A 13,182-nucleotide genomic window follows, 5' to 3' on the forward strand; every position below is an offset into this window, starting at 1 on the left:
AGTGTTTCATGTCGGCGCCGGTGCACCTTCATTCCTCATGTCGGCGCCGGCGCGCCTCCGTCCGCTCGTTCAGCGTTCCCGCACAGACGTCTCCACCAAGGCAGTTCCATCGGCTTCGCTGTCGAGTTTCCGCAGAATCAGCCCTTCCCGCAACGCCCAGGGGCAGATATCTACGCTTTCGATATCGAGAGCCTTCATGCTCGCCTCAGCTACCAAAGCTCCGGCCACGATCTGTGGCGCCCGCTCGGCGCTCACTCCTTCCAACTCAGCACGGTCAGCCGCGGTCATCCTAGAGATGAAAGCTATGAGCTGTCTGAGGCCGCTGGCCGTGAGCGTTCGTTTCACGCGCGGACCGGCGCCCGACGGTGCCGCGCCGGTGAGTCTGGCCAGCGAGCGGAAGGTTTTCGACGTGGCGACCGCGAGGTCGGGGTTTCCGGCCTTGAGCACTTCGGCGGCGGAGTCGGCGACCTCGGTGGCCAGCCAGTCCCGCAGCATTGCGACGCGACGGCGGCCCGGCGGGTCGTCGGGCAGCCACTCTCGGGTCAGCCTGCCCGCGCCCAGCGGCAGCGACAGTGCCACCTCGGGCTCCTCGTCGACCCCGTTGGACAGCTCCAGGGAACCGCCGCCGATGTCGATATTGATGATGCGCCCGGCGCTCCAGCCGTACCAGCGGCGCACGGCAAGGAACGTCAGCCTGGATTCGTCTCGCCCGCTGAGCACCTGCAGCGCCACGCCGGTCTCGCCAAGCACCCGCGCAAGCACGTCCTCAGAGTTCTTCGCGTCGCGCACCGCGGACGTGGCGAACGCCATCAGTTCGGCGCATCCGGAGCTCGCAGCGATCTTGGCGAACTCGTCGATGGTGCTGATCAGTTTGTCCGCGCCCTTGCGGGTCAGCTTGCCCGAACCGTCGATCGCCTCCGCGAGCCGAAGCGACGCCTTGGTGGAACTCATCGGCGTCGGATGCCCGCCGCGGCGCGCGTCCACCACCAACAGATGAACGGTGTTGCTGCCGACATCCAGCACGCCTAATCGCACCCATCCAACCTAATGGAGCTACCGTTTACTTTTGTGAGCGCATCGCATCCAGGTGAGGTGGAATTGGACTTCGCCCGTGAGTGGGTGGAGTTCTATGACCCAGACAACCCCGAACATCTGATCGCCGCCGACATGACGTGGCTGCTGTCGCGGTGGACATGCGTGTTCGGGACACCGGCGTGTAAGGGCACCGTCGAGGGCAGACCGGACGACGGCTGCTGCTCGCACGGCGCATTCCTTTCCGACAAGGACGACCGCGCGCGACTGGACGATGCCGTCAAGCAGCTGACCGACGAGGATTGGCAGTTCCGCGACAAGGGGCTCGGCAAGAAGGGCTACCTGGAGTGGGACGAGTACGACGACAAACCCAATCTCCGCACGCGAAAGTACAAGGGCGCCTGCATCTTTCTGAACCGGCCTGGTTTCCCGGCGGGCATCGGCTGCGCGCTGCACAGCAAGGCTTTGAAGCTCGGTGTCGAACCACTGACCATGAAGCCCGATGTGTGCTGGCAGTTGCCGATCCGGCGCACGCAGGAGTGGGTCGAGCGGCCCGACGGCTCCGAGGTGCTCAAGACCTGGATCAGTGAATACGACCGCCGCGGCTGGGGTGAGGGTGGCGAAGACCTGCACTGGTACTGCACCGGCGACCCGAATGCGCACGTCGGCGCCAAGCAGGTGTGGGAGTCCTACGCCCCCGAACTGACCGAACTGCTCGGCGAGAAGGCGTACGCCGAGCTGGCCGCAATGTGCAAGCGGCGCAACGGGTTAGGGCTGATCGCCGTGCACCCCGCGACCCGCTTGGCCGAATGACGCTTTTCCTGTTCCGGCTCATCCCGCCTCGCGCCGACTTCGCGCAGACGATGACGGCCGAGGAGCAGAAGGCGATGGCCGAGCACATGTCGTACTGGGAACAGCTGATGGCCGACGACAAGGTCCTCGTCTACGGTCCGGTCGCCGATCCCGAAGGCGTGTGGGGCATGGGCGTGCTGCGCGTCGCCGACCGCGCCGAGGTGCTCGAGATCGGCGAGCGCGATCCGTCAGTGTCGGCCGGCGTCAACACCTTCGAGGTGTTCGAGATCATGGGCGGACGCACGGCGTAGAGCCAGACCGCCGACCCGATCAAGGTCACGAAAAACACCAAAACGTAAGCGCCAGGCAGTAGTTCAGACCACAAACCGCCGGGATGCAGTGACAGCAGGCCAGCCTGCGGCGTGTCTCCGGCGCTGAACACGATCCATCCGCCGAGCAACGCGCACAGCACCCACATGGACACCGCCGCTGCCTTGCTGCCTGCCACGTAGCCGCGATACCCGAGATGAACGACCAACGGCGCGAACCACACCCAGTGGTGGCTCCAGCTGAACGGCGAGGCGGCGGCAGCGGCCAACCCGACGATCGCGAGCGCCAACACCGAATGGCCCCTTCGGTAGGTCATCGCGGCGATCACCACGGCAAGAGCCGCCACGGCGACGGAGGCAACCGTGGCCATTGCAGACGAGACGTGCAGCCGCAGCAGCAACCCACTCAGGCTCGTATTCGCGAACGGGTCGTGCGAGATCCGGTTGACGTCGTCGAAGCGGCCCCGCAGCCAATACGTCACCGAATCGGTTGGTGCAACGGCGAACCCGAGGACAACCGTCGCGGCGAACGTCGCGCTCGCCAGCAACGCCGCCCGGAACCGTCGGATCGCCAGCAGATACAGAATGAACAGCGCCGGGGTCAGCTTGAGGCCAGCGGCCAACCCGATCCCGATGCCCGTCCACTTGCCCCGCCCCAACAGATCAACCACGACCAGGACGAGCAGGACGACGTTGATCTGACCCAACTCGGCGGTCAGGCGCAGCGGCTCCAGCCATGCGATCACGCCAACGAGCAGCGCGGTGAGGCTGGCCAGCGCGCCGCCGGTCCGCAGGCCCATCGATGTCAGCATCCGCACGACCGCATACGTCAGCGCGGCCACCGTGCCAAGGAGCCAGAGCCACTGCACAGTGGTGCTGTCGAGCAGGGCCAGCGGCGCCGCGCAGATCGCGGCGAAGGGCGGGTAGATGAACAGCAACTCGGTGTGATTGCCGGTCAGCCCGGTCGAATAGAGGTCGAGGCCCGCCAACAGCCGCTCCGCGGCGAAGCGGTACACCATCAGGTCGACCTGCATCCGCAGCGCCGGCCAGTGCGCGTAGGCCGCGACATATGCGACCAGTGCGAGCGCCGCGACCGTGGGGCCACCGCGCCGGACCCACGGATTGATGATGTTGTTGTTCGTGTTGTCTTGTGTGGTCTCAGTGGTCATTACTCGTCGTCCGCTGTGTCGGCCCTTGATTACGAGGGGCCCAGACTAGACGAGTTACTTGTGAGTGGCTCTCAGGTTTCTTGTCCGGGCGCGATCAGCCCTCGAGCTTGTAGCCCAGACCGCGCACCGTCACCAGGTGCACCGGGTTCGCCGGGTCGGCCTCGATCTTGGACCGCAACCGCTTGACGTGGACGTCGAGCGTCTTGGTGTCGCCGACGTAGTCGGCACCCCAGACTCGATCGATCAACTGGCCGCGGGTGAGCACCCGGCCACTGTTGCGCATCAGGTACTCGAGCAGATCAAACTCCTTGAGCGGCAACGTAATCTGCTCGCCGTTGACCGAAACCACGTGGCGCTCGACGTCCATCCGCACCGGGCCGGCCTCCAGGATGCCGTCGCCGATGCCGGAGTCGTCGCTGTCGCTGCCGCGCCGCAGCACCGCCCGGATCCGCGCAATCAACTCGCGCGCGGAGTACGGCTTGGTGACGTAGTCGTCGGCACCGAGCTCGAGGCCGACGACCTTGTCGATCTCGCTATCGCGTGCCGTCACCATGATGACGGGAACGCTTGAGCGCGAACGCAATTGCTTGCACACATCGGTTCCGCTCATGCCGGGCAGCATCAGGTCCAGCAGCACGATGTCTGCTCCGGCCCGCTCGAATTCCGCCAAAGCCGATGGCCCGTCGGCCACCACGGTGGCCTCAAAGCCCTCCTTGCGCAGGAGAAAGGCCAGGGGATCGGCCAAGGACTCCTCGTCCTCCACGATCAGCACGCTGGTCATTGGTCTGGCTAGTCCTCTCGCTCGTCTTGCATTTCCAGGTCATCATCACCATGGGGGTAGGCCGGGATCGACAAGGTGAACGTCGATCCCGTCCCCGGCTGACTCCACAGCCGGATGGATCCGTTGTGATTGGCGGCGACGTGCTTGACGATCGCCAAACCCAATCCGGTGCCGCCGGTGGCTCGTGAGCGCGCCTTGTCGACACGGAAGAATCGCTCGAACACCCGCTCCTGGTCCTCACGCGCAATGCCGATGCCACGGTCGGTGACCGCGATCTCGATGTTGTGCCCGCGTCGGCGCCTGCTGATGGAAACTGGAGAACCGTTGGGCGAGTAGGCGATTGCGTTCGACACCAAGTTGGCGATCGCCGTTACCAGCAGTGGTTGGTCGCCGTAGACGCGGTAGCCGGTCGGGGCGTCGGTGGTTATCGCGATGTCAGCGTTGTCGGCGGCCACCTTGTACCGCGACAGCGCCTCGGCCACCACATGGTCGACGTCGACCGCCTCCAGATCCGGCAGTCGTTCACCGCCCTGCAACCGGGACAGGTCGATCAGCTCGCCGACCATGTTGGCCAAGCGGTTGGATTCGGTGAGCATCTTCTCGGCGAATCGACGCACGGTCTCGGGGTCGTCGGCCGAGGCCAGCAGCGCCTCGGCAAGCACACCCATCGCGCCGACCGGCGTCTTGAGCTCGTGGCTGACGTTGGCAACGAAATCCCGACGAGTCGCCTCCATGCGGGCGTGCTCCGACTGATCGTCGACGTAGACGACCGCGAACCGCCGATCCTCCTCGGTCAGCAGCTGTACGTGCCCACGCACCGACAGCCCGGAGCGTCCGGGGTTGACGCGTTTGCGCGGCGACAGGTCGACCTCGCCGGGCTCACCGGTCGCAAGAGTGCGCTCGGCGGCCAGCCAGGCCCGCTCGTCGAGCAGTCGGTCGCGGACCAGTCCCAGCTCGCGGGCCCGGTTGTTGGTGTAGACCACGTCACGGTAGGTGTCGACCACGACGATCCCCACCGGCGAACCCGAGACGATGTGCTCGAGCATCTGCGAGACGGTGATCCCGGACTGCTCGGCCGCGCGGCGACGTCGGTTTTCCAGGATGCGCGGGGTGAGGCCTGCCCCCAACCCTGCACCGATCGCCAGAGCGAGCAGCGCCACGGCCCCCACAAGTAGGAGCGCCGATACCACACTCACGCGAAAATCGTACGCATCCGGTGAACGTCATCCCAGCAGCGTGCGGCCAAAACGGGACATGTCACATGCCCAAACGCAGGTGTTCGGTAGCCGTTTACCCAGAGTTTGCCCAGCGGCACGGGCATCAGCCCCATTCGGCGCCGGCGCCGGCGCTCTACTTCGCGCCCTGGGCGGCGACCGCCGCCGCACCGGCCGCCGCGGCCTCGGGGTCCAGGTACTGGCCGCCGATGACCTTCGGCTTCAGCCCGCCGTCGAGGTCGTAGCGGAGCGGGATCCCGGTCGGGATGTTCAGCCCGACGACGTCCTCGTCAGACATGCCGTCGAGGTATTTCACCAGCGCCCGCAGCGAGTTGCCGTGCGCGGCGATCAGCACCGTCTTGCCGGCCCGCAGGTCAGGGACGATCGTGCTCTCGTAATACGGCACGAAGCGCTCGACGACGTCCTTGAGGCATTCGGTCAGCGGGCCGCCGTTGATGTCCGCGTACCGCGGATCGGTGTCCTGGCTGTACTTGCTGCCTGCCTCGATCGGCGGCGGCGGGGTGTCGTAGCTGCGCCGCCACGCCATGAACTGCTCTTCGCCGTATTTCTCTTTGGTCTCCGCCTTGTTCAGGCCCTGCAGTACACCGTAGTGGCGCTCGTTGAGCCGCCAGTCGCGGTGCACCGGGATCCAATGCCGATCGGCGGCGTCCAGCGCGAGGTTGGCGGTGTTGATCGCGCGGCGCAGCAGCGAGGTGTACAGCACGTCGGGCTGACGGTCCAGGTCCTTGATCAGCTCACCGGCGCGGACCGCTTCGGCCCTGCCCTTCTCGGTGAGGTCGACGTCGACCCACCCGGTGAACAGGTTCTTCTGGTTCCAGTCGCTCTCGCCGTGGCGGAGCAGGATCAACGTCGCGTCACCCATGGCGCGATCCTCTCATGAGTCGTCCTCGTCGATCAGATGGGCGAACGCCTGCAGGTTCTTCAGCGACTCGCCGCGCGAAACCCGCCACTCCCACTCTTTCTGGATCGACGACCGAAAACCCAACTCCAGCAACGTGTTGAAGTCCGAGTCGACAGCCTCCAGCACCTGGCCGAGGATGCGATCGATCTCGTCGGCGGTGACCGATGCCAGTGACATCCGGCCGACCAGATAGATGTCGCCGACGTTGTCGAGGGTGTAGGCCACGCCGTACAGCCTGCGATTGCGCTTGAGCAGGAACCGGTACACGCCCTCGTGGTTCTCGTCGGGCTTGCGGCAGACGAAGGCCTCGACGCGCACAGAGTGCTCGCCGATGGACAAGATGGTGTTGGTCTTCAGCCGGCGCTCGCCCGGCAACTCGACGATGATGCCCGGCAGGCCGCCGTGCGCGCCCTTGTGCGGGGTGCAGACGAGGCCGTGCTCCTTGCAGGTGTCCTCGATGACTTGCTGGACGTCCGCCGTCACGCGCGGACCCCGCGCCTGATCGAGAACCGGCGACCGTTGCGCCGCGCCGTCAGGTCGGGCATCCGATGCCGGGCGCGGTAGTCGGTGATGGCGCGGCCATAGCTGGCCAGCAGCGCGTCGACGGTGTGCGCCCACGAGAACGTGGCGGCATGGTCGACGGCGGCGCGGCTCATGCTCTCGGGGCCGCGCTTGAAAAGGGCATCGATCGTCTGGGCCCAGTCGTCGACGTCGTGGCCGTCGACCAGCGAGCCGGTGACCCCGTCGCGCACGGCGACCGGCAGCCCGCCAACGGATGCGGCCACCACCGGAGTGCCGCACGCTTGGGCCTCGATGGCGACAAGTCCGAAGGACTCCGAATAGCTCGGCACGCCGACCAGGTCGGCAGCCCGAAACACCTCGACTAGTTGATCGCGCGATTGCGGCGGCAGGAATGTCACCCGGTCGGCGATACCCAGTTCGTCGGCCAGCCGAACCAGCCCGTCCGGTGCAGCCAGCCCGCTGCCCGACGGCCCACCAGCCACGAGCACCCGCACGCCGGGCAGTTTGGCGGCCGCGCGCAGCAGCACGTCGGGCGCCTTGAGGGGTTGGATGCGGCCGACGAACGCGAGCACCTGTTCGTCGGGGTCGATGCCGAGCGTGGCGCGCGCGGCACGTTTGTCGCCGGGGGTGAACATTTCCAGGTCGACGCCGGGATGCACCACATCGATGCGCGACGGGTCGGCGTGGTGTAGCGAAACCAGTTGTGCCGCTTCATGTTCGGTGTTCACGATCATCCGGTCGGCCTCGTCGACCACCTGCTGCTCACCGACGGCCCGCAGCGGCGGTTCCGGCGAGTCGCCGTCGGCCAGTGCGGCGTTCTTCACCGCTGCCAGGGTGTGCGCGGTGTGTACCAATGGCACGGCCCAGCGGTCGCGGGCCAGCCAGCCGACCTGTCCCGACAGCCAGTAGTGCGAATGCACGATGTCGTAGTAACCCGGCTCGTGGGTGGCTTCTGCGCGCAGCACGCCGGCGGTGAACGCGCACAGCTGAGTGGGCAGGTCGTACTTGTCGAGACCCTCGAACGGGCCGGCGACGACATTGCGCACCAACACACCGGGCGCCACCTTGACGACGGGCTGATCGGCCGAGGACGTGGCGCGGGTGAAGATCTCCACCTCGACGCCGCGGCGGGCCATCTGCAGCGCGCTCTGCAGCACGTAGACGTTCATGCCGCCGGCATCGCCAGTGCCGGGCTGAGCCAACGGGGACGTGTGCACCGAGAGCACAGCGACACGGCGGGGAGCATCTGTTGCTATGCGCACACAGACATGTCTACACCGACGTTTAGCGGGCTGATTACTCACGCCTGGCGTAGGCGATCAACCCGCTAAGCGGTCGCCTCCGGGCGACGACTCCGGACGCGACGCATCGCCCCGATCGGGTCGGCATACAGCCCGCCGAGCGAGACCACACCCGCGCCTGCCTCTTGCACCCGGTTCCCGAACGCGGTGACCCGGATGTCGCGGGCAGGCAGCACGGATCGTTCGGCGTAGGCCGCCTCGACGAGGTTCATGCCCTCGGGGTACTCGGTGAACGCCTGGCCGCCGACCACCAGATCGTCGGGGTTGAGCATGTCGCGCAGCAGCGCGACGGCCCCGCCGAGCACGCGGGCCCGCTCGGCGAGCAGCGCCTGAGCCTGCTGGTTGCCCTGCCTGGCCGCCTTCGTCACGGCCGTCACCGTCGACGCGGGGCCCTCGGCCGGGACGATGCGCGCCTTGCGGGCGGCAATCAGCACCGCCTCGTCGCTCACCGTCGACTCCAATTGGCCGCTGCCGCCGAGCAGTTCCGACTGAACCGGCAACGCGGCAATGGTGCCCGGCCCGCTGGTCGGCGAGTGCACCCGCCCGCCGATCGACAGCGCATAGCCGACGGTTTCACGGGCGTAGACGTACAGGCTGGTGGTCGACGGAGTCGGCTGGCGACGGACGCCGAGCAACAGTTCGGCACCTGCCATCGCGTCAACATGCGAGGCCACTGACACCGGAAGGCCGAGCGTCTCGGCGAGCACCGGGCCGACCGGCGCATCGGACCAGCCCAGCCGCGGGTGGTCGAGGTGGCCGGTCGCGCTGTCGACGACACCACCGGCGGCCACGCCGACCCACAGCGGGCGCCTGCGGTGCCAGCGGCTCAGGTAGCGGCGGGCACTGCCTGCCAGCGATGCCAGCGCAGCGGCCTGCGCCCCACGCGGAGTCGGCGTCTCGACGGCGTCCAGCGTGCGGCCGAACAGGTCGGTGGCCACGATGCTGGTGGTTCGCGCACCGATGTGGATGCCGAGCGTCAGGAATGGCTCATGGTTGACCTCGACGGGCACGCGGGGCCTGCCGATGGCGCCGGAGACCGCGAGGTCGGCGCGCTCGCGCAGGATGCCCGCATCCAGCAGCGCGGTCACCTGCCGGTTCACCGTCGCGATCGACAGCGAAGTGACTTGGGCGACCACGTCGCGGGCGATCGGGCCGCGCAGCCGCGCCGCGCTGAACACAGAAGCCGCCGCCGCATCGGCCACCTTCAGCGAGGGCGCGACGACGCGGTGACGCGCCTGGGGGTAACTCGCGGGAACCAGCGTTCGCTTACTGCGGACACCCCTGTTGGAGGTCGCCGGCTGAGGGAGGGCGGTGGTGGAGGAAGTGCGCACGGGTCTGTCCTTTGTTGAAGTCGGCTGGTGGGTCCTGGCCACACCTGCGACTCAACTCAGACAGTTATCCGGGGTCGGTCAGGCGCGGCGATTCACGCGGCGACAACAACAGCTCCGGAACACACAGCGAACTTAGCACGCCAACTAAAGTTGGGCAGATGACGACACCTTCAGCGTCCGAGCGGGTCGCGGTGGTCACCGGGGCCAGCGCAGGTATCGGCGAAGCGACCGCGAAAACGCTTGCAGCCCTTGGCTTTCACGTCGTTTGCGTGGCCCGTCGCGAGGGCCCCATCAAGGCACTTGCCGACCAGATCGGCGGCACCGCGATTGTGGCGGACGTCACAAGCGATGCGGACATGTCGGCGCTGGCCGACGCCCTGGACCGGGTCGATGTGCTGGTCAACAACGCAGGCGGCGCCCGCGGGCTGGAACCGGTGCTCGAGGCGGATCTCGACAACTGGCGCTGGATGTGGGAGGCCAACGTGCTCGGCACGCTGCGCGTCACGCGCGCGCTGCTGCCCAAGCTGATCGACTCCGGCGACGGCCTGATCGTCACGGTCACCTCGATCGCCGCGATCGAGACCTACGACAACGGCTCCGGCTACACCTCGGCCAAGCACGCCCAGGGCGCGCTGCACCGCACACTGCGCGGCGAGCTGTTGGGAAAACCGGTGCGGCTCACCGAGATTGCGCCCGGAATGGTCAAGACCGACTTCTCACTGCGCCGCTTCGGCGGCGACGAGGACCGCGCCGCGAAAGTCTACGAGGGCGTCGTACCGCTGGTCGCCGAGGACGTCGCCGAGGTCATCGGGTTCGTGGCGTCTCGGCCGTCGCACGTCAACCTGGACACCATCGTGATCCGGCCGCGCGACCAGGCCAGCGCTTCGCGGTTTAACCGCCGGGCCGCCCGTTGACCGGCTGAGGCGCGTCCGACGGCGTCGCAGGCGCGGTGCTCGGAATCTGCGACGGTGAGCCCTGCGGCGACAGCGCTGACATCGCCACCCAGTCGTCCCACGACACCGCCCAGTCCCAGATGTCACCGTCGGAGTACGACAACTCGATCGACGTGCCGGTGACCTCGACCGGGTCGCCGTACATCGCGCTGTTGAAGTACTGCTGGGAGTTTTCCAGATTCAGGTTGATGCACCCGTTGGTGACGTTGGTATTGCCTTGGGCGCCAATGCTGTTCGGGTTGCAGTGAATGAACTCGCCGTTGTTGGAGATCCGCACGGCGAACCGCTCGTGCACATTGCTGTAACCGGCAGCGGGATTGGACATGTAGAAGTCTTCATACTTCTCGGTCACGACGTGGACGCCGCTGCGGGTGATGTTGCGCGGCAGGTCACCCTCGCCGTAGCTGCACGGGAAGTCCATGATGACCGCGCCGGTGCCGTCGAGCACCTGGATGCGGTGCGAGGACGCCTCGGCCTTGACCACCTGGCGGCGGCCGATCTCGAAGTTCAGCGTGATGTCCTGCGCGCCGAACGCACCGTCGCCGAACGGAACGCCGTAAAGCCGCGCCTCGACGTTGACCTTGGTGCCTGCCGGGTAGTACTCCTTGCTCCGGTAGTGCACCCGCGAGCCGCCCACCTCGTCGGGCAGCCACGCCCAGCTGCCCTCGACCGGTGGCTCCGTCGTGACCTTCAGCGCCTTCTCGACTGCGGCCTTGTCGGAGATCGACGCGTCGAACTGGATGATGACCGGTGCCGCGACACCGACAGTCTGGCCGTCGGCGAGTTGGAACGCGCCGTTGACCTGCTTGGTCGGGTTGATCGTGGTGAAGTTGCCCTGCACAGGGACGGCCTTGCCGTCGTGGCCGACCACCGAGCCTGCCCAGGTGTAGGACGCGCCGTAGCCGAGCGGTTCGGTGGTGGCGAAGCTGGTGCGCTCGCGGTTGAGGACACCCGCGACGACCTTGCCGTCGGCGTTGGTGAGCGTGACGCGCTGAAACCAGCCGTCTTTGACGTCGACGCGCACCGGTGCGACGGGCGCGACGTCGCTGGCGTTGTCGGCGGGTTGATAGCTGATCGACGGCGCAGGCGGCGCGGACGGCGCCTCTGCGGTTGGTTTGCCGACCCTGCTGCCGCAGGCCGCGAGTGCGCCCGGCGCGACGACCCCGACCGCGAGTGCGGTCAGGGCCTTCCGCCGACTGAACGACGGAGACGGATTGGCTGGGCTCACGTGGACCCAGGGTACCTAGAGAGAGGCCCCAATCAGAATCGGCTCGGGTGTGAGATCGATCCCGAAGGCCGCCCGAACACCGTCGCGCACCGCTCTGGCCAGCGCAATTACGTCGGCAGTGGTCGCGGTGCCCCGATTCGTCACAGCGAGCGCATGCTTGGTCGACAGCCGCGCGGGGGCGTGCTCGTTCGGGTATCCCTTGCCGAAGCCCGCGCGTTCCACCAGCCAGCCCGCGGCCAGCTTCACTCCGTCCGGCGCGGGGTAGTTCGGCACCGGCCCGTCGACGCTGTTCTGCAAGCGCTCGTATTCCGCGGCCGACACGACGGGGTTGGTGAAGAACGATCCGACGCTCCAGGTGTCGTGGTCTGCCTCGTCGAGCACCATGCCCTTGCCTGCACGCAGCGACAGCACCGCCTCCCGCACCCGCGCGGGGTCGGCGGTCGATCCGGGTTCGGCCCCGAGCGCAGCGGCCAGTTCGCCGTAGCGGATCGGGGCGCTGCGCCCGTCGCGATCCAACGCGAATTCGACCTCCAGCACGACCGCGGCGGCTGAATGCTTGAGAATGCTTGTGCGGTAACCGAATTGGAGAACATCAGGCGTCACCCAGCGATCTTCGCCGGTGCGGCGGTCGAGCAACCGGACGCGGTGGATGGTGTCGGCGACTTCGGCGCCGTATGCGCCGACGTTCTGCACCGGCGTCGCGCCTGCCGAGCCGGGGATGCCCGAAAGGCATTCCAGGCCGCCGAGCCCGTGTGCCAGCGACGTGACCACAACGTCGTCCCACACCGCGCCGGCCTCCACGCGCACGACGTTGTCCTCGACGGTGATCTCGGTGTTGGCGAGCAGCACGACGGTCAGGTCGGCCAGGTCGTCGGCCAGCACCACATTCGACCCGCCCGCGAGCACCAGGGCGTCCGGCAGTGCGCTCAGCGCGGCCACGATCTGCTCAGTGGTCGTGCACGTGATCAACCGGCGCGCAACACCTCCGATGCGCAGCGTGGTCAGCGGCGCCAGCGCTACGTCGTCGGCGACGGCGGCACCCCCCAGTTCCAGACCGGTCACGGGCGGTAACGGTAGCGTGGCCAGCTATGCCGCGTTCATTCGACATGGCGACGGAATACGGTGCCAGCGTTGAACAGGTCCACCAGGCATTCAGCGATGAACAGTATTGGCTGTCGCGATTGGCCGATTCGGGCGCCGACGACTACTCGCTGGATTCGTTGACCGTCGACGGAAATGGCATTGACGTGGTCACCACTCAACGGCTGCGCGCCGACCGGTTGCCCGCAGTGGTGACGCAGTTCCACCGCGGCGATCTCGCCCTTGTCCGCGAGGAGTCATGGTCGCCGGTCAGCGACAGGCGGGCGACCGCGACCATTCAGCTCGCGATCACCGGTGCACCTGCGACGCTGAGCGGTGCCGCGGTACTCGCGCCGGCAAAATCCGGCGAAGGCTCACGGCTGGACTTCAAGGCCACGGTCACGGTGAATGTTCCGCTCGTCGGCGGCAAGATCGAGAATTTCATCGGCAGTCAGCTGATGGACCTTCTCATCCAGGAACAGCGCTTCACCACGGTGTGGATCACCGAAAACGCGTAACCCATAAGTA

At 67.2% G+C, this 13,182-nt stretch carries 13 protein-coding genes and 1 pseudogene; 4 read left to right on the top strand and 10 right to left on the bottom strand.

Going from position 1 to position 13,182, the window contains the following annotated elements; translation table 11 throughout:
• Positions 1–69: 69 nt before the first annotated feature.
• On the bottom strand, positions 70–1,035 hold the full coding sequence (locus GGC64_RS26220) for a Ppx/GppA phosphatase family protein (RefSeq protein ID WP_192725508.1): 966 nt from the start codon (positions 1,033–1,035) through the stop codon (positions 70–72).
• Between the two features lie 12 nt (positions 1,036–1,047).
• Here GGC64_RS26220 and GGC64_RS26225 point away from each other — a divergent pair, with 12 nt between their 5' ends.
• Together GGC64_RS26225 and GGC64_RS26230 are read left to right on the top strand one after the other, a co-directional pair.
• Positions 1,048–1,845 (top strand): hypothetical protein, encoded by a 798-nt coding sequence (locus GGC64_RS26225; RefSeq protein WP_192725509.1) that lies wholly within the window; start codon positions 1,048–1,050, stop codon positions 1,843–1,845.
• Positions 1,842–2,135: a YciI family protein gene (locus tag GGC64_RS26230; protein WP_192725510.1), complete on the top strand. Its 294-nt coding sequence runs from the start codon at positions 1,842–1,844 to the stop codon at positions 2,133–2,135. The genes GGC64_RS26225 and GGC64_RS26230 overlap by 4 nt, the downstream gene beginning before the upstream one ends.
• A gap of 323 nt (positions 2,136–2,458) precedes the next feature.
• Here GGC64_RS26230 and GGC64_RS34815 read toward each other — a convergent pair.
• The 7 genes and pseudogenes from GGC64_RS34815 to GGC64_RS26260 form a co-directional block, all read right to left on the bottom strand.
• Positions 2,459–3,322 (bottom strand): annotated as a pseudogene (locus GGC64_RS34815) (glycosyltransferase 87 family protein); the annotation flags it as partial.
• Between the two features lie 94 nt (positions 3,323–3,416).
• Positions 3,417–4,103, bottom strand: coding sequence for a two-component sensory transduction protein RegX (regX, locus tag GGC64_RS26235; protein WP_192725511.1), 687 nt, complete (start codon positions 4,101–4,103; stop codon positions 3,417–3,419).
• An 8-nt stretch (positions 4,104–4,111) separates the two neighbouring features.
• Positions 4,112–5,299 carry an ATP-binding protein gene (locus GGC64_RS26240; RefSeq protein ID WP_192725512.1) on the bottom strand — a complete coding sequence of 396 codons (1,188 nt, stop codon included), beginning with the start codon at positions 5,297–5,299 and terminating at the stop codon, positions 4,112–4,114.
• Positions 5,300–5,453: 154 nt separating this feature from the next.
• Positions 5,454–6,200, bottom strand: a complete 747-nt coding sequence (locus tag GGC64_RS26245; RefSeq protein WP_192725513.1) for a phosphoglyceromutase — start codon at positions 6,198–6,200, stop codon at positions 5,454–5,456.
• A gap of 12 nt (positions 6,201–6,212) precedes the next feature.
• A complete protein-coding gene (locus tag GGC64_RS26250; protein ID WP_192725514.1) occupies positions 6,213–6,722 on the bottom strand; it encodes a YbjN domain-containing protein in 510 nt (169 codons plus the stop codon).
• Entirely contained in the window at positions 6,719–8,023 is a 1,305-nt protein-coding gene (gene mshA / locus GGC64_RS26255) for a D-inositol-3-phosphate glycosyltransferase (RefSeq protein WP_192725515.1), read from the bottom strand. The genes GGC64_RS26250 and mshA overlap by 4 nt, the downstream gene beginning before the upstream one ends.
• Before the next feature lie 65 nt (positions 8,024–8,088).
• Complete coding sequence (locus GGC64_RS26260; RefSeq protein ID WP_225952540.1) at positions 8,089–9,321, bottom strand: ROK family protein; 1,233 nt, start codon at positions 9,319–9,321, stop codon at positions 8,089–8,091.
• 230 nt (positions 9,322–9,551) lie between these two features.
• On the opposite strand from GGC64_RS26260, the gene GGC64_RS26265 reads away from it, so the two are divergent.
• The gene (locus GGC64_RS26265) at positions 9,552–10,307 is read left to right on the top strand and encodes an SDR family oxidoreductase (protein WP_192725517.1); all 756 of its coding nucleotides are present in this window, start codon (positions 9,552–9,554) and stop codon (positions 10,305–10,307) included.
• On the opposite strand, the gene GGC64_RS26270 is transcribed toward GGC64_RS26265, so the two are convergent.
• Together GGC64_RS26270 and GGC64_RS26275 are read right to left on the bottom strand one after the other, a co-directional pair.
• Positions 10,285–11,574: an Ig-like domain-containing protein gene (locus GGC64_RS26270; protein ID WP_192725518.1), complete on the bottom strand. Its 1,290-nt coding sequence runs from the start codon at positions 11,572–11,574 to the stop codon at positions 10,285–10,287. The two genes, GGC64_RS26265 and GGC64_RS26270, sit on opposite strands and share 23 nt — an antisense overlap.
• A 15-nt stretch (positions 11,575–11,589) precedes the next feature.
• A complete protein-coding gene (locus GGC64_RS26275; protein WP_192725519.1) occupies positions 11,590–12,636 on the bottom strand; it encodes a UDP-N-acetylmuramate dehydrogenase in 1,047 nt (348 codons plus the stop codon).
• Between the two features lie 26 nt (positions 12,637–12,662).
• Here GGC64_RS26275 and GGC64_RS26280 point away from each other — a divergent pair, with 26 nt between their 5' ends.
• Positions 12,663–13,172 carry a DUF2505 domain-containing protein gene (locus GGC64_RS26280; protein WP_192725520.1) on the top strand — a complete coding sequence of 170 codons (510 nt, stop codon included), beginning with the start codon at positions 12,663–12,665 and terminating at the stop codon, positions 13,170–13,172.
• The last annotated feature ends 10 nt before the right edge of the window (positions 13,173–13,182 follow it).

The organism is Mycobacterium sp. OAS707, from assembly GCF_014873705.1.
Taxonomy (GTDB): Bacteria; Actinomycetota; Actinomycetes; order Mycobacteriales; family Mycobacteriaceae; genus Mycobacterium.

Coding starts and splice junctions, on each gene's coding strand:
- regX (WP_192725511.1), bottom strand. CDS start 4,103: ATGACCAGCGTGCTGATCGTGGAGGACGAGGAGTCCTTGGCCGATCCC.
- GGC64_RS26230 (WP_192725510.1), top strand. CDS start 1,842: ATGACGCTTTTCCTGTTCCGGCTCATCCCGCCTCGCGCCGACTTCGCG.
- GGC64_RS26225 (WP_192725509.1), top strand. CDS start 1,048: ATGGAGCTACCGTTTACTTTTGTGAGCGCATCGCATCCAGGTGAGGTG.
- GGC64_RS26280 (WP_192725520.1), top strand. CDS start 12,663: ATGCCGCGTTCATTCGACATGGCGACGGAATACGGTGCCAGCGTTGAA.
- GGC64_RS26245 (WP_192725513.1), bottom strand. CDS start 6,200: ATGGGTGACGCGACGTTGATCCTGCTCCGCCACGGCGAGAGCGACTGG.
- GGC64_RS26265 (WP_192725517.1), top strand. CDS start 9,552: ATGACGACACCTTCAGCGTCCGAGCGGGTCGCGGTGGTCACCGGGGCC.